The organism is Nocardioides nitrophenolicus (assembly GCF_016907515.1).
In the GTDB taxonomy this organism is placed as follows: Bacteria; Actinomycetota; Actinomycetes; order Propionibacteriales; family Nocardioidaceae; genus Nocardioides; species Nocardioides nitrophenolicus.
Window position 1 is genome coordinate 957,591 of record NZ_JAFBBY010000001.1, and the last position, 18,555, is coordinate 976,145.

21 protein-coding genes are annotated in these 18,555 nt (G+C 72.7%); 6 read left to right on the plus strand and 15 right to left on the minus strand.

Annotated elements, in window-relative coordinates; genetic code table 11:
• Position 1: 1 nt before the first annotated feature.
• The 3 genes from JOD66_RS04660 to JOD66_RS04670 all read right to left on the minus strand — a co-directional run bounded on the left by JOD66_RS04660 (position 2) and on the right by JOD66_RS04670 (position 1,712).
• Entirely contained in the window at positions 2-586 is a 585-nt protein-coding gene (locus JOD66_RS04660; protein ID WP_204835744.1) for a DUF2017 domain-containing protein, read from the minus strand.
• A complete protein-coding gene (gene clpS / locus JOD66_RS04665) occupies positions 586-894 on the minus strand; it encodes an ATP-dependent Clp protease adapter ClpS (protein ID WP_204835745.1) in 309 nt (102 codons plus the stop codon). Before clpS ends, JOD66_RS04660 begins: the two co-directional genes overlap by 1 nt.
• A 275-nt stretch (positions 895-1,169) precedes the next feature.
• Complete coding sequence (locus JOD66_RS04670) at positions 1,170-1,712, minus strand: DUF1697 domain-containing protein (RefSeq protein ID WP_239545088.1); 543 nt, start codon at positions 1,710-1,712, stop codon at positions 1,170-1,172.
• A 66-nt stretch (positions 1,713-1,778) separates the two neighbouring features.
• On the opposite strand from JOD66_RS04670, the gene JOD66_RS04675 reads away from it, so the two are divergent.
• Complete coding sequence (locus JOD66_RS04675; protein WP_307823295.1) at positions 1,779-2,207, plus strand: MarR family winged helix-turn-helix transcriptional regulator; 429 nt, start codon at positions 1,779-1,781, stop codon at positions 2,205-2,207.
• A complete protein-coding gene (locus tag JOD66_RS04680) occupies positions 2,204-3,475 on the plus strand; it encodes an MFS transporter (RefSeq protein ID WP_307823296.1) in 1,272 nt (423 codons plus the stop codon). Before JOD66_RS04675 ends, JOD66_RS04680 begins: the two co-directional genes overlap by 4 nt.
• A gap of 143 nt (positions 3,476-3,618) precedes the next feature.
• Here JOD66_RS04680 and JOD66_RS04685 read toward each other — a convergent pair whose 3' ends face one another.
• Complete coding sequence (locus JOD66_RS04685; protein ID WP_204835746.1) at positions 3,619-4,068, minus strand: PaaI family thioesterase; 450 nt, start codon at positions 4,066-4,068, stop codon at positions 3,619-3,621.
• A gap of 62 nt (positions 4,069-4,130) precedes the next feature.
• On the opposite strand from JOD66_RS04685, the gene JOD66_RS04690 reads away from it, so the two are divergent.
• Positions 4,131-4,607, plus strand: a complete 477-nt coding sequence (locus tag JOD66_RS04690; protein ID WP_204835747.1) for a winged helix-turn-helix transcriptional regulator — start codon at positions 4,131-4,133, stop codon at positions 4,605-4,607.
• 3 nt (positions 4,608-4,610) lie between these two features.
• Here the strand turns inward: JOD66_RS04690 and JOD66_RS04695 are convergent, their stop codons facing one another.
• From JOD66_RS04695 to JOD66_RS04735, 9 genes are all read right to left on the minus strand, one after another.
• Positions 4,611-6,734, minus strand: coding sequence for an iron ABC transporter permease (locus JOD66_RS04695; RefSeq protein ID WP_204835748.1), 2,124 nt, complete (start codon positions 6,732-6,734; stop codon positions 4,611-4,613).
• Positions 6,735-6,745: 11 nt separating this feature from the next.
• Positions 6,746-7,765, minus strand: coding sequence for an ABC transporter substrate-binding protein (locus JOD66_RS04700; protein WP_204835749.1), 1,020 nt, complete (start codon positions 7,763-7,765; stop codon positions 6,746-6,748).
• Between the two features lie 33 nt (positions 7,766-7,798).
• Positions 7,799-8,599 (minus strand): ABC transporter ATP-binding protein, encoded by an 801-nt coding sequence (locus JOD66_RS04705; protein ID WP_204835750.1) that lies wholly within the window; start codon positions 8,597-8,599, stop codon positions 7,799-7,801.
• Positions 8,600-8,774: 175 nt separating this feature from the next.
• Complete coding sequence (locus JOD66_RS04710; RefSeq protein ID WP_204835751.1) at positions 8,775-10,538, minus strand: DEAD/DEAH box helicase; 1,764 nt, start codon at positions 10,536-10,538, stop codon at positions 8,775-8,777.
• The gene (locus JOD66_RS04715) at positions 10,535-10,801 is read right to left on the minus strand and encodes a DUF3039 domain-containing protein (protein ID WP_273521060.1); all 267 of its coding nucleotides are present in this window, start codon (positions 10,799-10,801) and stop codon (positions 10,535-10,537) included. Before JOD66_RS04715 ends, JOD66_RS04710 begins: the two co-directional genes overlap by 4 nt.
• Positions 10,802-10,820: 19 nt before the next feature.
• Positions 10,821-12,305 carry an MFS transporter gene (locus JOD66_RS04720; protein WP_204835753.1) on the minus strand — a complete coding sequence of 495 codons (1,485 nt, stop codon included), beginning with the start codon at positions 12,303-12,305 and terminating at the stop codon, positions 10,821-10,823.
• Entirely contained in the window at positions 12,302-12,862 is a 561-nt protein-coding gene (locus tag JOD66_RS04725; RefSeq protein ID WP_204835754.1) for a TetR/AcrR family transcriptional regulator, read from the minus strand. The genes JOD66_RS04720 and JOD66_RS04725 overlap by 4 nt, the downstream gene beginning before the upstream one ends.
• 87 nt (positions 12,863-12,949) lie before the next feature.
• On the minus strand, positions 12,950-13,510 hold the full coding sequence (locus JOD66_RS04730) for a YqgE/AlgH family protein (protein ID WP_204835755.1): 561 nt from the start codon (positions 13,508-13,510) through the stop codon (positions 12,950-12,952).
• A 121-nt stretch (positions 13,511-13,631) separates the two neighbouring features.
• Positions 13,632-14,177 (minus strand): hypothetical protein, encoded by a 546-nt coding sequence (locus JOD66_RS04735; protein ID WP_204835756.1) that lies wholly within the window; start codon positions 14,175-14,177, stop codon positions 13,632-13,634.
• A gap of 174 nt (positions 14,178-14,351) precedes the next feature.
• On the opposite strand from JOD66_RS04735, the gene JOD66_RS04740 reads away from it, so the two are divergent.
• Entirely contained in the window at positions 14,352-15,071 is a 720-nt protein-coding gene (locus JOD66_RS04740) for a TetR/AcrR family transcriptional regulator (protein WP_204835757.1), read from the plus strand.
• Positions 15,072-15,092: 21 nt separating this feature from the next.
• Here JOD66_RS04740 and JOD66_RS04745 read toward each other — a convergent pair whose 3' ends face one another.
• The gene (locus tag JOD66_RS04745; RefSeq protein ID WP_204835758.1) at positions 15,093-16,136 is read right to left on the minus strand and encodes a DUF3048 domain-containing protein; all 1,044 of its coding nucleotides are present in this window, start codon (positions 16,134-16,136) and stop codon (positions 15,093-15,095) included.
• A 116-nt stretch (positions 16,137-16,252) separates the two neighbouring features.
• Here JOD66_RS04745 and JOD66_RS04750 point away from each other — a divergent pair, with 116 nt between their 5' ends.
• Both JOD66_RS04750 and JOD66_RS04755 read left to right on the plus strand, forming a co-directional pair.
• Entirely contained in the window at positions 16,253-16,753 is a 501-nt protein-coding gene (locus tag JOD66_RS04750) for a SigE family RNA polymerase sigma factor (protein ID WP_204835759.1), read from the plus strand.
• Positions 16,750-17,712, plus strand: coding sequence for a hypothetical protein (locus JOD66_RS04755; protein WP_204835760.1), 963 nt, complete (start codon positions 16,750-16,752; stop codon positions 17,710-17,712). The genes JOD66_RS04750 and JOD66_RS04755 overlap by 4 nt, the downstream gene beginning before the upstream one ends.
• A gap of 56 nt (positions 17,713-17,768) precedes the next feature.
• On the opposite strand, the gene JOD66_RS04760 is transcribed toward JOD66_RS04755, so the two are convergent.
• On the minus strand, positions 17,769-18,539 hold the full coding sequence (locus JOD66_RS04760) for an SDR family NAD(P)-dependent oxidoreductase (RefSeq protein ID WP_204835761.1): 771 nt from the start codon (positions 18,537-18,539) through the stop codon (positions 17,769-17,771).
• Positions 18,540-18,555: the final 16 nt, after the last annotated feature.

Here is an 18,555-nt window from a genome sequence, read left to right on the forward strand (position 1 = left end):
CTCAGCGCACCGCGGCGACCAGCGTCTCCTGCAGGAAGCCCAGCCACTCGTAGATGTGGTGCGCCTGGGCACGCGGGTCGTCGTCGGGCAGCGAGTACCAGTAGTCCTCGTCGCCCTCCTCGACCTCGAGACGGGTGCCGAGGGCCAGCCGCAGGTCGGTGAACGAGCGCATCCAGACCAGCGCGGTCTCCGGATCGAGCTCGACGTCGATGGTGATCTCCTCGTCGGTGGGCTCGGCCGGCAGCCCGGCCTCCTCCAGTACGTCGATCACGCTCGCCGCGGCCCGGGCCTTCCCGTCGCGCAGGGTGCCCTCGGTGTAGCGCCGGAACTCGCCCGCCGCCTCCTCGTCACCCTGGTAGGCGTTGGGGAAGAGCCGGCGCAGCACCGGGTCCTCGGGCTCGGTGGTCGGACCGGAGAAGTCGAGCAGCGCCTCGAGCGGGTCGCGCTCGGTCGCGGCGACGGCCGACTCGTTGTGGAGCAGCTCGATCAGCTGGGCGGCCAGCGAGCGCAGCAGGTCGGCCTCGAACGCCGAGAAGGTCGCGATGGCGCGCTTGCTCCGGCGGTGCCGCACGAATCCAGAGGTCACTACTCGGCCTTCGACAGGGTCGCCCACAGGCCGTACTCGTGCATCGCCTGCACGTCGCGCTCCATCTCCTCGCGACTGCCACTGCTGACCACGGACCTGCCGTCCTCGTGGACCTCCATCATCAGCTTCTCGGCCTTCTTCTTGCCGTAGCCGAAGTGCTTCTGGAAGACGAAGGTGACATAGGACATCAGGTTCACGGGGTCGTTCCACACCACCGTCACCCAGGGGGTGTCGGCGAGGGTGATGTCATCCGGGGCGAGGTCCTGCTGGACTCCCGGATCGACCTTCTCCGGACTCGCGGTCGTCACGGCCCCATGGTGTCACAGGGGCCTGGCTGGCTCGCACGGGCCGGCGCTGGGGTGGGGGGCGGAGCGGGGCGGCCCGGCCGCTGTAACACGCAGTTCGCTGCTCTACCGGACCCGAGACGTCGCGAAGCCGGGTCCGTACGGGTCCCGAACAGCAGACAGGAGTCGGACAGACCGGCGAACTACGTGTTACAGCGGCTTACAGCGGCTCCGAGATGACACCCGCCGCTCCCACGACAGCCGCGCCCCACGCTGAGGCCTGGCGCGGCGTCCGCCCCTCAGGAGCACCACTTGTCGGCGATCGTGGTGACCACGTTGTAGTTGCGGTTGGTGGCCACCACCTGCAGCACCTTCTCGCACTTGAACGGGTCCACCCCACCGGCCTGGTAGCCGGGCCCGAGCAGGAGGTGGACCGCCCGGCGGCGTACGACGGCCGCGTTGACCTGGTCGCCGCGGGCCTCGAGCTCGGCGGCCCGCGCGGGGTCGGGCTCCTCCTTGAGCAGGTAGACGTAGTGGCGCTCCAGGTCGGGACGGGAGGCGGTGAGCTCGCGCGCGTCGTCGGCGATCGCACGCAGCTCGGCGGGGGTGTAGACGATGGTCGGCACCTCGAAGCCGGCCTGCTCCCGATAGGCCCGCTCGAGTGTCGCCTCGACCTTGGCCCGTGAGCGCAGCGGCATGGTGAGCCGGACGTTGCCGGTGTTGATGTGGGTGAGCACGTCGGCGCCGCCGGCCGCCTCGGTCGCGGTGACGATGTCGACCTTGGCGAACTTGCGGTTCGGCCCGAGGTTGATGGCGCGCAGGAAGGCGACGTAGGTCGGCATGGCGCTCATTGTGGCGTGCGCCACCGACCCTCGACTTTTCCATAGGTTTCCTATGCAATAGGGGTCGTGAGCGATGTCGACGGCCTCAGCAGCGATCTCACGGTGTACGCCGCCCGCCTGGTCCGGCTGGTCCGCCGCGAGCACGCCCCGTCCGCCGGCATCCGGGTGCTGTCGATCCTCGACGAGCTCGGCCCGCTCGCGATCACCGCGCTGGCCCAGGTCGACCGGTGCTCGCAGCCGACGATGACCGGGCAGGTCAACCAGCTCGTCGAGGTCGGCTGGGTCACCAAGCAGCCCAACCCCGCCGACGCGCGCAGCAGCCTCGTCGACCTCACCCCCGCCGGCCGCGCCGAGCTCGGGCGGATCCGCCGGCTCAGCGCCGCGCTCGTCTCCGAGCGGCTGGCGCGTCGTACCGACCTCACCGCCGACGACCTCGCGACCGCCGTGGCCGTGCTCCGGGCCGTCCTCGAACCCCCCTCGGAAGGAAACTCGTGACCGCCACCGCCGATCCTGGCACCCACTCCCCCGCCCACGCCGCCCCGGGCGGCTCGTTCCTGCGCCAGCCGCGCGCGGTGTGGGCGGTCGCCTTCGCCTGCGTCATCGCCTTCATGGGCATCGGCCTGGTCGACCCGATCCTCAAGGAGATCGCCGCCAAGCTCGAGGCGACGCCGAGCCAGGTGTCGCTGCTGTTCACCAGCTACATGGCGGTGATGGGCGTCGCGATGCTCATCACCGGCGTCGTGTCCACCCGGATCGGCGCCAAGCGCACCCTGCTCACCGGCCTCGTGCTGATCATCGTCTTCGCCGGCCTGGCCGGCATGTCCGGCTCGGTCGGCGCCGTGATCGGCTTCCGCGCCGGCTGGGGCCTCGGCAACGCGCTGTTCATCGCCACCGCGCTGTCCACCATCGTCAGCGCCTCGAAGGGCTCCCTGGCCCAGGCGATCATCCTGTTCGAGGCCGCCCTCGGCCTCGGCATCGCCTCCGGCCCGCTCGTCGGTGGCCTGCTCGGCGAGCACTCGTGGCGCGGGCCCTTCTTCGGCGTCTCGGTGCTGATGACGATCGCGCTCGTCGCGACCGCGATCTTCCTCCCGGCCACCCCGCCGGCCGCCCGGCGTACGACCCTGCTCGACCCGTTCCGCGCCCTCGCCTACCCGGCGCTCGCGGTGATCGCCGTGGTCGCGGTCTGCTACAACCTCGGCTTCTTCTCGCTGCTCGCCGCGGGGCCGTTCGCGCTGCCCGAGGCCGGGATCATGCAGATCGGCTGGATCTTCTTCGGCTGGGGCGTGCTGCTCGCGGTCGCCTCCGTCGCGCTGGCGCCGTGGGTGCAGCGCAGGGTCGGCACCGTGCCCGCACTGATCGGTGCGCTCGCCCTGTTCGCGCTCGACCTGATCGCGATGGCCCTCGGCGCCGCCCACTCGGGCGTCGTGATCGCCGGCATCGTCGTCGCCGGCGCCTTCCTCGGCGTCATCAACACCCTGGTCACCGAGGCGGTGATGGGCGCGGCCCCGGTCGAGCGCCCGGTCGCGTCGGCGGCGTACTCGTTCGTGCGGTTCACCGGCGGCGCCGTCGGCCCGTACGTCGCCCTCAAGCTCGCCGAGCACCAGGGCTCCGCGGCGCCCTTCTGGTTCGGCGGGATCGCGGTCGCCGTCGGCGTCGTGGTCCTCGTGGTCGGCGCCCGCACCATCCACACCGCCCTCCACGGCGCCCCCGCCGCCCACTCCCCCGAGGAGGCCGAGGCCGAGGCGCTGGGGGATCTCGCCTAGCGCGACCCGGCAGAAACTGGCTCTGGTTTTGCGCCGACCCGGCAGAAACTGGCTCGGGATCTGCGCCGACCCGGCAGAAAGTAGCTCGCGCGACCGCGACTTTCTGCCGGGTCGGCGCGACACAAGAGCCAGTTCGTGACGGGTCAGCTGAAGATCATGCAGCTGGAGCTGGCGTAGGCGACCAGCTTGCCGGCGCCGTCGTAGAGCTTCGCCTCCGCGAGAGCGGTACGACGGCCGCGCTGGAGCACCGTGCCGACGGCGCGCAGCCGGCCGGAGTCGACGGTGACCGGCTTGAGGAACTTCACGGTCAGGTCGAGGGAGGTGTAGGCCTCGCCGACGGCGAGGGTGGAGTGCACGGCGCAGCCGCAGGCGGAGTCCAGCAGGGTGGCGAAGACGCCGCCGTGGACGCTGCCGATCGGGTTGTAGTGGCGCAGCTCGGGATCGAGCTCGAAGATCGCGGTGCCGCGCTCGGGGACGTCCATCCCCGCGAAGCCGAGGGTCTCCGCGATCGGGGCACCGGGGATCAGCCCGTCGCGGATCGCCTGCAGCTGCTCGAAGCCGTCGAGCTGGGTCTGGGTCGCGGACTCAGTCATGGAGCCATCAGACCAACCCGGGCTGAGTCTGTCAATGAGACTTGGGTCGCTATGCTGGTCCGATGAGCACCCCGCCGGCACTCGCCTGGTCGGTCGACAACTGCACCCTCGGCCGGGCCATGGCGATCCTCGGCGAGCGGTGGACGGTGGTGGTGCTGCGCGAGGTGTTCCTCGGCGTACGCCGGTTCGACGACATCCGGCGGCACGCCGGCATCCCCCGCCAGGTGCTGACCGACCGGCTCGCCACCCTGGTCGCGCACGGCATCCTGCGCAAGGAGCCCTACCGCGAGGACGGCGCCCGCACCCGCCACGAGTACCGGCTCACTGAGAAGGGACTCGAGCTCCAGCCGATCCTGCTCGCGATCAGCCACTGGGGCGATCGCCATCTCGCCGATCCGGGCGGGCCGCCGACGGTGTTCGTGCACCGCGAGTGCGAGCAGCCGGTCCACGTCGAGGTGCGCTGCGCCGCCGGGCACGCCGTCGAGCCGCGCGGGGTCGCCACCCGGCCCGGCCCCGGCGTCCGTCCGTTCGCGGGCTGACCCTCAGGCGCGCGAGCGCGCCAGCAGGTAGACGAAGTACGGCGCCCCGATCAACGCCACCACCAGGCCGGCCGGGATCTGCGCCGGCGCGATCACGGTCCGGCCGACCAGGTCGGCGAGGCCGAGCAGCACCGCGCCGACCAGGACCGCCACGGGGACCGAACGGGCGTGCCGGCCGCCGACCAGGGCCCGGGCGAGGTGCGGCGCGACCAGGCCGACGAAGCCGACCACGCCGACCGCGGCCACGCTGGTCGCGGCGAGCAGCGCGGCCGTCACCAGCACCACCAGGCGCACCGACTCCAGCCGTACGCCGACCAGCCGCGGCGTGTCCTCGTCGAGCGCGAGCAGGTCGAGCTCGCGGCGTACCAGCCAGGCGAGCGGCAGCGCGACGACGAGGACGACAGCGACGGGCAGGACCTGCTCGAAGGTGCGGCCGTAGGTGGTGCCGGACATCCAGGTGTAGATGCGCGGCGTGTCCCAGGGGTTCGAGCGGACCAGCAGGAAGGTCGTGAGCGCCGCGGCGCCGTACCAGGTGCCGATGCCGATCAGCAGCAGCCGGTCGGCGTTCAGGCCGTGCCGCCAGGACAGCCCGTAGACGAGGGCGAAGGAGAGCAGTGCGCCGACGACCGCGCCGATGAGGATCGCGGTGTTGCCGGCCGCCTGCGAGACGCCCGCGCCGGTCACCACGACGACCGCGCCGACGCCCGCGCCACCGGTGATGCCGAGGATGCCGGGCTCGGCGAGCGGGTTGCGGCAGGTCGCCTGGACCAGGGCGCCGGACAGCGCCAGCGCCGCGCCGCCCAGGACGGCAGCCGCGACCCGCGGCGCCCGCTCGTCGAGCGCGAACTGGATGAGGGGCGCGGCCTCGCCGTCGAGCCACAGCCCCAGGTCGCCGGCCTTGAGCCAGGTGTCGCCGGCGAGCAGCCCGAGCAGCACGACGGTCGCGGTCGCGAGCAGCACGACGGTGAGGACGACGAGGAAGCGCAGCCGGGTGCCGACCCGTACCCGCGCCGCGGCCGGCTGCCGGGTGGGCCCCGAGTCCCGGCTGCGGCGCGCGAGCACGACCATCACCAACGCGCCCAGCAGGGTGGTGGTGATGCCGGTCGGGATCGAGATCGCCTGGTCGGCGCCGAGCACCGCCCGGATCAGGGCGTCGGCGAGCACCACCACGACCGCGCCGGTCAGGCCGGCGGCCGGGATCAGGACGGCGTGCCGGTTCAGTGCGGGCACCAGCCGACCGCACAGCCGCACGATCACGGGTGCGAACAGGCCGACGAAGCCGATCGGGCCGGCCAGGGTCACCGACGCCGCCGTGAGCAGGACGGCGAGCACCGTCCCTGCCGCGCGCGTCGACCGGACGGGTACGCCGAGCACCGCCGCGCTGTCGTCGCCGAGCCCGAGCAGGTCGAGCCGCCGGGCGAGGAGCAGCGCCGCGAGCGTGCACACGACCACGACCGGCGCCGCCTGCTCGAAGGCGCGCAGCCCGAGCTGGCTCAGTGACCCGCTCCCCCAGGCGAACAGGCTGGTGGTCTCCTCCTGGAAGAGGATGAGCAGGGTCGAGGTGGCCGCCTGCAGCGCGAGGGCGACCGCGGAGCCGGCCAGCACCAGCCGGGTGGTCGCCGTACCGGCACCGCCGGCGAGACCGAGCACCAGGAAGGCCGCGAGGGAGCCGCCGACGAAGGCGGTCAGGCCCGAGGCCCAGATCGGGACGGAGATCCCGAAGGCGGCGACGACGGTCACCGCGAGGTAGGCGCCGCCGGTGACGGCGAGGGTGTCCGGGGACGCCAGCGCGTTGCGGGCCAGCGACTGGAACAGCGCGCCGGCCACGCCGAGGGCGAACCCGACCGCGATCCCGGCGGCCAGCCGCGGCACCCGCGACCCGATGAGCACGTCACCCGCGTCGGCGCCGGCACCCGTCCCGGACCGGTCGCCGAGCAGCCAGCGGACCAGGTCACCCGCGCCGATCGCGGAGGTGCCCTGGGTGAGATGCCAGGCCGAGACGCCCAGGAGGACGACGACGAGCAGCAGGGCACCCGTGGCGCCGGTGACACCCGCCCGTCCCAGGCGAGGCCGAGCCTCGGCCGGCCCGGGAGGCGTGGTGATGCGCTGCTGCTGCTCGACGCTCATCGTCCGGGCCGCTACTTGGTCAGCAGGTCGACGTACGCGTCGACGATCTGCTCGGCCGAGCGGGGGCCGCCGAAGGTCCAGATGCCGGCGGGGAACGCGAAGGAGCGGCCCTCGGCGACGGCTGGGATCTTCTGCCACACCGGGTTCTCGGCGAGGGCGGCGTTGATGTCGCCGTCGGGGTCGACGGTGCCGGTGTGGAAGAAGGTCGCGTCGCCGAGCTCGCTCATCCCCTCGACGTCGGTCTGGCCCAGGCCGTAGGCCTCGTCGACCTCGCCGGTCCAGGCGTTCTCGAGACCGAGCTCCTCACCGAGCTCACCGATCAGCGAGCCCTGGCCGAAGGGACGGATGGAGACGTTGCCGCCCTGGATCCAGCCGTCGAAGTAGACGAACCTCCCCGCCGCGTCGGAGACCTGCTCCTTGGCGTCCGCCAGGTGCTCGTTGAAGTCGTCGACGACGACCTTCGCGCGCTCCTCGCGCCCGGTCGCCTGGGCGATCAGCTCGAAGGTGTCGATCATGTTGGCGACCGGGTCCTTGGCGTCGGCGCCCTTGGTGGCGAGCACCGGGACGTCGTACTTCGCGAGCTGCTTGAGGATCTCGTCCTCGGGCGTGTACGCCTCGACGATGACCAGGTCGGGGTTGGTGCCGAACAGGGTCTCCAGGTTGGGCTCGCCGCGGGTGCCGACGTCGGTCACGCCGTCGGGCAGCTTCTCGGCGGTGTCCCAGGTGGTGTAGCCCTCGACGTCGGCGACCGCGACGGGCGTCAGGCACAGGGTCAGCACGTCCTCGACCTGCTGCCACTCCAGGACGGCGACCCGCTCGGCCGGCTTGTCGAGCTCGACGGAGCGGCCGTAGCTGTCGGTCAGGCTCACCGGACCGGTGGCGGTCGTCGTCTCGTCGGCGGTGCAGTCCGCCGAGGCGTTCGCCTTCGGCGCCGCCTCCTTGTCGGCGCCGGTGTCGGTCGTCCCACAGGCGGCCAGCAGCAGTGGCAGCACCGCCACGGGAGCCAGGGCGGCGATCGGTCGGGTCTTCATCGGATTCCTCACTGGTGGGGGTCGGCCGCGGAGTCAGCGGCGTCGGTGGTGGTGCCGGCCCTGGGCCTCCACCCGCACCGCGCCCGTGTCCGGGTCGACGAGGCAGCGGATGGGCAGCCCGTACACGGCCGAGAGGTGCTCGGCGGTGAGGACGTCGGCGGGTGCGCCGACTGCGCGGACCGCGCCCTGGTGCAGCAGCACGACCTGGTCGGCCACGGTGGCGGCGTGGTTCAGGTCGTGGAGGACGACGCCGAGCGCCGCCCCGTGCTGGTCCGCGAGGTCGCGGACCAGGTCGAGCGTCTCGACCTGGTAGCGCAGGTCGAGGTGGTTGGTGGGCTCGTCGAGGAGGACGACGGCGGTGTCCTGGGCCAGGCACGTCGCCAGCCAGACCCGCTGCAGCTCCCCGCCGGAGAGCTGGTCGACGGCACGGTCCGCCATCGCGTCGATCCCGGTGACCGCCATCGCATGGTCGATCGCCTCCCGGTCGGCGTCCGTCACCCCGGCGAACCGGCCGCGATGGGGGTGGCGGCCGAACGCGACCACGTCGCGCACCTCGAGCCCGGAGGGGTGTGGGCGCGACTGCGAGAGGAGGGTCACCCGGCGCGCGAACTCCTTCGCACTCAGCGGGGCCGCATCGGCGTCGTCCAGCGTGATCCGGCCCTCCGCGACGGGGTGGAGGCGGGCCAGCGAGCGCAGCACCGTCGACTTGCCGCTGCCGTTGGGGCCGATCAGCGCGGTCACCTCGCCGGGGGCGAGGCGCACGGAGACGCCGTGCACCACCGTGCTGCGCTGGTAGCCCAGCACCAGGTCGCGTCCTTCGAGCACCGTCGTCACGGGAAGGAAGCGTAGCCTAAGTTAGGGCAGGCTTTCCTTTGGGGGGGTGGGGGTGCAGGAATCACCTGTCGACAGGCGAAACTGTCACTTGACGGGCAAAACTGTCACTTGACGGCCGTTGCAACGCCCGACAAGTGCAGGAATCGCCGGTCGACCGGCGATCCCTGCACCCCCGTTACGACGACTTGCGAACCGCCCACTCCCGAATCCGCTCGATTCGCTTCTGCAGCTGATCAGCATTGGCCACCGCGGCGGCCGGGCCGCCGCACTCCTTGCGGAGCGCCGCGTGGGTGATGCCGTGGGCCTGGCCGGTGCGGTGGTGCCAGGACGCGACGAGGGAGTTGAGCTCGCGCCGCAGCAGACCGAGGTGCTCGTGGGTGGTGACCTCGGCGACGGTGTCGGCGGGGCGCTCCTCGACCGCCGAGGTGCGGGTACGACGACGGTCGGCCTGCCGCTGCTGGAGCAGTGCGCTCACCTGGTCGGGCTCGAGCAGGCCCGGGATGCCGAGGAAGTCCATCTCCTCGTCGGAGCCGACGTGGACCTCGCCCTCGTGCCCGAACTGGGCGCCGTCGTAGAGCGCGTGGTCGAAGCGGGCCTCGGAGCCGAGGGCCTCGAAGGGCCCCAGCTCGAGCTCCTCCGAGGCCGCCTCGGAGGCGTTGGCCTGGTTCATCAGGTCCTCTTCGGCGGCGAAGATGTCGCCGTCGTCGCTGACCTTGCGCTTGAGCACGTGGTCGCGCTGCGCCTCGAGCTCGGCGGCGAAGGAGAGCAGGTTGGGCACCGACGGGAGGAAGACCGACGCGATCTCGCCGCGCTTGCGGGCGCGCACGAAGCGGCCGACGGCCTGGGCGAAGAAGAGGGGGGTCGAGGTGGTGGTCGCCCACACCCCGACCGCCAGCCGCGGGACGTCGACGCCCTCGGACACCATCCGGACCGCGACCATCCAGCGGGAGTCGTTCTCGCTGAACGCCGAGATCTTCTTCGACGACGCCTTCTCGTCGGAGAGTACGACGGTCGCCGACTCGCCGCTGATCTGCTTGAGCAGCTTGGCGTAGGCCCGCGCGCTGTCCTGGTCGGAGGCGATCACCAGGCCGCCGGCGTCGGGCACGTGGCGGCGTACCTCCGAGAGCCGCTTGTCGGCCGCCGCGAGCACCGACGGCATCCACGAGCCGTTGGGGTCGAGGGCGGTGCGCAGGGCCTGCGAGGTCATGTCCTTGGTGAGCGGCTCGCCCAGGGAGGCCGCGACCTCGTCGCCGGCGCGGGTGCGCCAGCTCATCTGGCCGGAGTAGGCCAGGAACAGGACCGGGCGCACGACGTGGTCGGCGAGCGCCTCGGAGTAGCCGTAGGTGTAGTCGGCCACCGAGGTCGGTACGCCGTCCTCCCCGGGCGCGTAGGTGACGAACGGGATCGGGTTGATGTCGGAGCGGAAGGGCGTGCCGGTCAGCGCGAGGCGGCGCGCGGCCGGCTCGAACGCCTCCCGCACCCCCTCGCCCCAGCTCAGCGAGTCGCCGGCGTGGTGGATCTCGTCGAGGATCACCAGGGTCTTGAACCGCTCGGTGCGGATCCGCATCGCGAGCGGGTTCACCCCGACGCCGGCATAGGTGACCGCGACGCCGACGTAGTCGCTGGCGATCTTGCCGGAGCCCGCCGAGTACGTCGGGTCGATCGGGATGCCCGCGCGCGCCGCGGCCTCGGCCCACTGCAGCTTGAGGTGCTCGGTGGGCGCGACGATGACCAGCCGGTCGACGAGGCGCCGGCCGAGCAGCTCGGCGGCGACGGTGAGCGCGAAGGTGGTCTTGCCGGCGCCCGGGGTCGCGACGGCGAGGAAGTCACGAGGGTTGCGGGCGAGGTAGTCGGTGAGCGCAGCGGACTGCCAGGCACGCAGCGACGGCGCCGTGCCCCAGGCTGCCCGCTCCGGCCATGCCGGACCGAGCGAGGTCATGCGTCGGGACCGGACCCTTCCGGGCCCTTGTCGTCGGACAGGCCCTCCCAGATCTCCTTGCAGTCGGGGCAGACCGGGAACTTCTCCGGGGCCCGGCTGGGCACCCAGACCTTCCCGCACAGGGCCACCACCGGCGTGCCCATGACCATCGCCTCGGTCAGCTTGTCCTTCTCCACGTAGTGGGAGAAACGCTCGTGGTCGCCCTCGTCGGTCGGGACGGTACGGCGGTCCTCCCGGACGTCCGTGTCTGTCGAGAATCCGATCGTGGTCACATCTCGCAGTCTAGTGCCCCCCGCTGACATCCACGTCCTTCGGGAGCTGACGCCACACCACGATCGCGACCAGCAGCGTGATGACCGCCCCGACCAGACCGACCGTCGCGAACGCGTCGGTGTACGACGCCAGCGCGGCCGGCTCCACGGGGGTGCCGAGGGCGCCGGTGACGGACTCCACGGCGGCGTCCGGCGCGCCGCCGGGGAGCCCGTGGCGGTAGACGACGCCGGCGAGGCTGCCGAGCAGGGCGATGCCGAGCACGCCGCCGACCTCGTAGGACATCTCCTCGACCGCGGCGGCCGAGCCGGCCTGGTGGACCGGCGCGGCGCCCATGATCAGCGCGGACGCCAGGCCCAGTGCCGCCGTGCCGAAGCCCACGAGCAGCAGCGCGCCGGCGACGCCGGCGTAGGGCATCGGGTGGGGCAGCAGCCGGAGCAGGGCCAGGCCGGCGGCGAGCACGACCAGGCCGGCGACGATCACGTTGCGTGCCCCGAACCGGGCGGCGACGGCGGGCGCGAGCGGCGGGCCGACCAGGCCGCCGAGGGCCATCGGGAGCAGCGCGACGCCGGCCCGCAGCGGGCTCCAGCCCTGGACCAGCTGCAGCCACTGGGAGCCGACGAACAGCAGCGCCATCATCGCGGTGCTGCTGACCAGCGCGGTCACGACGCCCGAGCGGAAGACGGGGTTCGCGAACAGGCGCACGGCGAGCATCGGGTCGTCCTGGTGCAGGCAGCGCAGCACGAACAGCGCCAGCATCGCGACACCGGCCGCGAGCACGAGCAGGGTGACGACGTCGACGTCGCCCTTGCCGAGGTGCTTGACGCCGTAGACGGCCGCGACCATGCCGCCGACCGAGAGCACGGTGCCGAGCACGTCGACCCGGCCGGGCCGCTCGGAGCGGCTCTCCGGGAGCAGCAGCAGGCCGGCGACCAGCGCGGCCACCATGAGTGGCACGTTGACCAGGAAGGCGGCGTGCCAGCTGAACGCGCTGAGCAGCGCGCCGCCGACGATCGGGCCGACGGCGCCGCCGACGGCCGCGGTGGCCGCCCACAGGCCGAGCGCGAACGCGCGCTCGCGGGCGTCGGGGAACAGCGCCCGGATCAGCGAGAGCGTCGCCGGCATGATCATCGCGCCACCGACGCCGAGCAGGGCACGCACGGCGATCACGTCGCCCGGGCTGCGCGCGACCAGCGCCGCCAACGACGCGACGGCGAAGATGGCGAAGCCGGTGAGCAGCATCCGGCGCCGCCCCCAGCGGTCGGCGAGCGCCGCCACCGGGACCAGCAGGCCGGCGAGGACCAGCGAGTAGACGTCGACGATCCACAGCTGGGCGAGCGCGCCGGCGTGCAGGTCCTCGGTCAGGTCGGGCAGCGCGACGTTGAGGACGGTCATGTCCATCACGACGACGAGCAGGCTGGCCGCCAGCACGGCCAGTCCGCCCCACCGGCGGCGGTCCCGCGCCGGAGCGGACCGCGGGGCGGAGAGCGCGCTCATCGGGCGGCACCGCCGTCGAGGAAGGTCGAGCGCACCAGGTCCTGGGCGTCGTTGCGGGCGATGTCGCCCGCGACGAGCCCGTCGCGGGCGGCGACGAGCAGGCCGTAGACGCTGTGTCCCAGCCAGCGCGCGGGCACGTCGGCCCGGAGTACGCCGGCGGCCTGGGCCGCGGCGTACAGCGCGACCTCGTCGGCGAACAGCGCGTCGGCGCGCTCGCGCAGGTCGGGGGCGTTGACGACGGTCGGGTCGGTGAGCGCGATGCCGAGCTCGTCGGCGTCGACCACGAACTGACCGAGCATCTCGTCCAGGCAGGCCCGGATCCGCGCCGGGTCGCCGGAGGCCGCGACCGCCGCCACCTCGCACTCGTCCAGCGTCGCGGCCCACCGGTCGAGCGAGCGGACGCCGATCTCGTGCAGCAGGTCCTCGCGGCTGGCGAAGTGGCGGTGGACGGTGGCTCGGCCGACCCCCGCGGCGGTGGCGATCTGCGCCATCGATGCGGTCGGGTCGGTGGTGAGCAGGCGCTGGGCGGCGGCCAGCACCGTGTCGCGGGTGGGCATCGTGCCTCCTGGTCGTGAGACATCAATGTCTCACATGAGACACTATTGTCTCAACTCCGCGAGCGCCCCGCGCTCGCGCCAGAGAGCTCAGTTGAGCTCGGGATCCGCCGGCCGGGTGGCGTGGAAGGCGAGCTCGCCCGGCTGGCGCCGCAGCACCCGGCGGCGCAGGTCGTGGGTGTCGCCGAGGAAGACGTCCTCGACCCGGCTGGGCACGACGTACCAGCTGCCCTCGGCGATCTCGGCCTGGAGCTGGCCGGCGCCCCAGCCGGCATACCCGGCGAAGATCCGCAGTCGGTCGACGGTGCCGTCGACCAGCTCGCGCGGGGTGTCGAGGTCGAGCAGGCCGACCCGGTCCCACAGCGGCCGGAAGCCGGCGGCATGCTCGCCGCCCGGGGAGGCCAGCGCGACGGCCAGGGCGCCGTCGGTGGCGACCGGTCCGCCCTGGAAGAGCACCTCGGGCTCCTCCACCACCTCGCCCCACTCCCCCAGCACCTCCGACACCGGCAGCGCGGTGGGCCGGTTGAGGACGACGCCGAGCGCGCCCTCGTCGTTGACGTCGAGCAGCAGCACGACGGTGTCGACGAAGTTGGGGTCGAGCAGGTCGGGCGACGCCAGCAGCAGGCGTCCGGCGCTCAGCTCGCGAGACATGGCTCCATCATCCCCCCTGCGTACGCAAAGCGACCCCGGGCCCGGCGCGAGGTTGGGAGGGAGACGCGCGGGGCCCGGGGCCGCACCCGGGAGGGGGCTGGTGCCGGTTGGCTCGGGAGGGTCAGGCCGCGACCACGGCCCGGAGGCGCTCGAGGAGGGTGCCGCGCACCTCGGGCTCGGCGTACACGGCGTCGGGGGTGACGATCGGCATGCCGCGGTGCAGCAGCCGGGCCCGCTCCTCGATCTCGGCACCGATCCGGTCGGCGGCCTCGTCGCCGATGCTGGTGCGCCCGGCCATCACGGCCAGCAGGTGGTGCTCCTTGAACGAGGCGGCCGCCATCGCGGTGGCCATCGCCTCGTCGATCGGGTGGGCGCGGTAGTGGTCGATGATCATCCGGACGCCGGGCAGCTCGTGGGCGGTGTTGCTCCACGCGATCTCGACGGCCTCGTGGAGGTCCATCGGCTGGTGGGCGAGCATCCGCTCGATCTGCCCGGAGAGCCGGGTGTGCCACTTCAGGGTCAGCGCGGCGAGCAGGTCGAGCTCGTCGCGGAAGGCGGTGGACACGCCGTCGACGTCCATGGGCAGCAGGCCGTCGCGGCGGACGGCAGAGGTCGCGATGACGGAGCGGAGGGTCTCGCCCCGGTTGTGAAAGGCCGTCCAGGTCATGGTCAGCACTCCTGTATCGATCGGCGGTCGTCCGGAACTCCGGGTATCCGACATACCGCTGGTACGTACTACGAGTATGGAGCCGACCGCGGGTATGCCCAAGGCTCCGGCACCGTGATCCCGCCCACCCCGGGCAGTGACCGGTGTCACGTGGGTGACTCCTATGCTGAAGCGGTGGCGAAGGCATCGGTGTCGAAACTCGTCCCCAAGGTCCCCGTCCCGGGGGTCCCCGGGGCCTCCCGGCGAGCGGCGTACTCCGCCTCCACCAAGCGCGCGCTGGTCGAGGTCGCCGAGCAGCTGTTCGCCGAGAAGGGGTACGCCGCGACCTCCCTCGACGCCATCGTGTCCGGCGCCCGGGTCACCAAGGGCGCGCTCTACCACCACTTCTCCGGCAAGCAGGCGCTCTTCGAGTCGGTCTTCGAGCGCGTCGAGCAGGAGGCCGCCAAGCGGATCCAGAAGTCGCTGCGCGGCCAGAAGGACCCCTGGCGCAAGGCCACCCAGGGACTGCGCTCGTTCCTCGACGTGGTCCAGGAGCCGCCGTACCGGCGGATCGTGATCCAGGACGGCCCGGCCGTGCTCGGCTACGAGCGCTACCGCGAGCAGGAGGAGCGCTCCACCTTCGCCAACATCGTCGAGATCGTGCGCGCCACCCTCGACGCGGGATCCTGGGACCTCGACGACGACATGCTGCAGACCTTCGCGCGGATCTTCTTCGGCGCGATGTCCTCGGCCGGCGAGTCCGTCGCCACCGCCGCGGACCCCGAGGCCGCCGCTCGACGGGTCGAGGCCGCGATCGGCTTCCTGCTGGCCGGCGTGCAGAGCCTGGTCGAGCAGGGCATCGCGATGCCGAGCATCCCCGGCCCGGACGCCGACGCGAGCGCCGAGGAGGAGTGAGCCGGGCGGCTCAGCGGCGGCTCAGTTGTAGGTGACCGCCCCGGTCGACGCGGCGCCCTTGCCGGGCACCAGCTCGAGCCAGGTCTTGCCGGCGGGCACCGCGACCTCGTTGCCGGCGGCGTCGCGGAAGGTCAGCTCGGCACCCTCGTCGGCCTTCTCCCAGGTGACGTCGACGGCCTGGCCGCCGTGGAAGATGACCGCCTTGCCCTTGCCCTCGAAGTGGGAGACCGGGACCGGGTTGCCGGCGGGGTCCTTGTACGGCGCCAGGCTGGTGCGCACCGTCGCCGCGATCACGGTGTCGGGCTTGAAGACGTCGCCGTCGGCCATGTAGCCGTTCTGGAGGACGTACTTCGCGCCGTCGTACTTCCAGCGCGAGGTGCGCCCCGCCGACAGCTTGATGTCGAGGTTGGTCGCCGCGGCGCCGGCGGGCAGCGGGGTGTCGCCGAACGGGAGGTAGTCGGCGGGCCGGGTGGCCGTGCCGCGCGCGGACGCGCCGATCTTCTTCAGGTTGGCCATCACGCTGTGCAGCGAGTCGTGGGTGCCGTCGTTGATCCGCACCACGTTCGGGTTGTTCATGTCGAGGAACTTGATGCCGGCCTTGCGCAGCCCGTTGAGCGTCACCGGCGCCGCGCCCGAGGTGATGATGGTGGCGCCGAGGGGCTTGGCGATCCCGACGTCGGTGAGCCGCATCGACCGCACCGGGCCGGCCTTCTCGGGGAGCTTCTCGTAGAAGAACACCGCGAGCCGGGTGATGCCGCCCTCGACCAGCTCCTCGACGACCAGGTCGGCCTGGCCGACCCCGATCTGCGGGTCGCTGGCCGAGGAGTTGTCGATCTTGACGATGTACGCCGGGTGCTTGCGCGCCGGGTCCGCGCCGCCCTCGGTCAGCTGACCGGTCAGCGGCCAGGTCGCCGGCGGCGCCGGGGTCTCGCTCGCCGCCGTCGGGCTCTCGTCGCCGCCGCCCGACTTCTTCTCGCCGTCGTCACCGCCCCCACAGCCCGCGAGCGCGAGGCTCAGCACGACGAGGGAGGCGGGCAGGGCACGGCGGAGGATCGAAGGACGCACGCGGCAAGTCTGACCCACCAGCGAGCCAGACGACGGAGCCGGCCCCGCGTGTCGCGTGTGACGGATCCGGCCGCGGATGCGTCGTACCGGGAAAGCAACCGTCCTCCGGGAGAGACATGATCGAGCCCGTGCCCGACTCCTTCGACGCCTTCGCCCGTGCGCAGGCCGCCCGGCTGCACCGTGCGGCCTGGCTGCTGTGCGGTGAGCGCACCCAGGCCGAGGACCTGGTCCAGGAGACGCTGGCGAAGGTCTACGTCCGGATGCACCGTCGGCTGGGTCCGCGGCTGGACAACCCGGCGGCGTACGCCCACACGGTGCTGGCCCGCACCTACATCAGTGCGCGCCGGCGGCGCAGCAGCACCGAGACGCCGTACGCCGACCTGCCGGGGCTCGAGGTCGAGGGCACCCCCGACCATGCCGAGGCGACCGACCTGCGGCTGGCGCTCGACGAGGCGCTCGCCGGGCTGACGCCGGTCGACCGGGCGGTCGTGGTGCTGCGCCATCTCGAGGACCTGTCGGTCGAGGAGGTGGCCACGACCCTCGGCCTCTCCCTCGGGGCGGTCCGCAACCGCAGCATGCGCGCGCTGGCGCGGATGCGGAAGGAGGTAGTGCGATGAACGAGCAGGAGCTGAGCGCCGTCCTGACCCGGGCCGGCGAGCGTCTGGACCCCGATGTCGCGGCGCTGGTCGCGGGTGGGGTCCGCCGCGGCCGTCGGCGCCGGCGGCGCGCCAGCGCGACGGTCGCGCTCGGCGCCGCCACGGTCCTCGCCCTCGGGGGGATCGCCTGGCAGAGCGCGCCCGGCGGCGGCGGCCGGAGGGCCGAGGACCTCGCCGTGGCGACCTCGCCCAGCTCGCCGGACGACCAGCGCCGGCTGCCCCCGGACGACGTGCTGGTCGAGCGGCTGCTCGACCACCTGCCGGAGGGCGAGGTCACCGACGTGACGACGGAGGCGAGCGGCGGCGGGCCAGACTCGCCCATCCAGCGCGGGCTGGAGATCAGCCTGCTGCTCGACGGCGTGCGGGTCGAGGTGCGCCTCGGCGACATGAGCATCGATCCCACGCGCTGGGCGAGGTTCGTCGCTCCCGGGTCGATGCCCGAGGGCTGCGACGCGTCGCTGGTCGACGCCGACAAGGCGACCTGGCACGAGGCGATGCGCACCGCCAGCGAGAACGCGCCGACCTTCTCCTCGCCCGAGGAGGTCGAGCTCACCCCGGAGCAGGAGTGCGTCTCGTGGGTCAGCCGCAAGCGAGAGCAGCGGTGCGCGGCGAAGCCGGCCTGCCTGGCCAAGCGGACGACGTACTCGGCGAAGGAGACGTGCGGCGCGCCCGAGTGCCGCGAGCTCGCCGACGGCTCCTGGCTGTGGCCGCGCACCGGCGACGGCGGCGACGGCTCCGACACCAGCGGGTTCCGCGGCAACTGGGCCGGCCTGTTCGCGCCCGACGGCTGGATGATCGACGTGGCGGCGTTCAACAGCCCGGATCCCGACGCGGGCAGGCCGCGGGTGCTGCGCGACGACCCGCCGCTCAGCCTGGACCAGGTGAGCGCACTGGCGACCGCCGCCTTCTGGTTCGACTGAGTCGGGAGGGTGAGGGTGACCTCTGGGTCACCCTCACCCTCCCGACTCGGGCTGGCTCAGGTGCCGAGGCTGATGCCGCCGTCGACGTAGAGCGTCTGTCCGGTGATGTACGACGCCTCGTCGCTGGACAGGAAGGTCACCGCCGCGGCGATGTCCTCGGGGAAGCCGACCCGCTTGACCGGGTTGGCCTCGGCGTTGAGGCGGCGGAACTCGTCGACGTCGAGCTTGAGCCGGGCCGCGGTCGCGTCGGTCATCTCGGTCGCGATGAACCCCGGCGCCACCGCGTTGACGTTGATCCCGAACGGCCCCAGCTCGATGCCCAGGGTCCGGGTGAAGCCCTGCACCCCCATCTTCGCGGCCGAGTAGTTGGCCTGCCCCCGGTTGCCCAGCGCCGAGATCGAGGAGATGTTCACGACCTTGCCGTACTTCTGCTCCACGAAGTGCCTCTGCGCGGCCTTGGTCATCAAGAACGCACCCTTGAGGTGCACGCCCATGACCAGGTCCCAGTCCTCCTCGGTCATCTTGAACAGCAGGTTGTCGCGCGTGATGCCCGCGTTGTTGACCAGGATGTGGATCCCGCCCAGCTCCGTGACGACCCGCTCGACCGCGGCGTCGACCGACGCCCCGTCGGAGACGTTCGCGCCCACGCCGACGGCCTTCGCGCCCTCGACCAGGGGCAGCTTCGCCGCGGCCTCGGCCGCCGCGGCCTCGTCGAGGTCGACGATCGCGACCGAGGCGCCCTCCTCGGCGTACCGGCTGGCGGTGCCGAACCCGATCCCTCGTGCGGCTCCGGTGATGACGGCGACTCGCCCGTCGAAACGACCCATGGGTGCTGACCTCTCA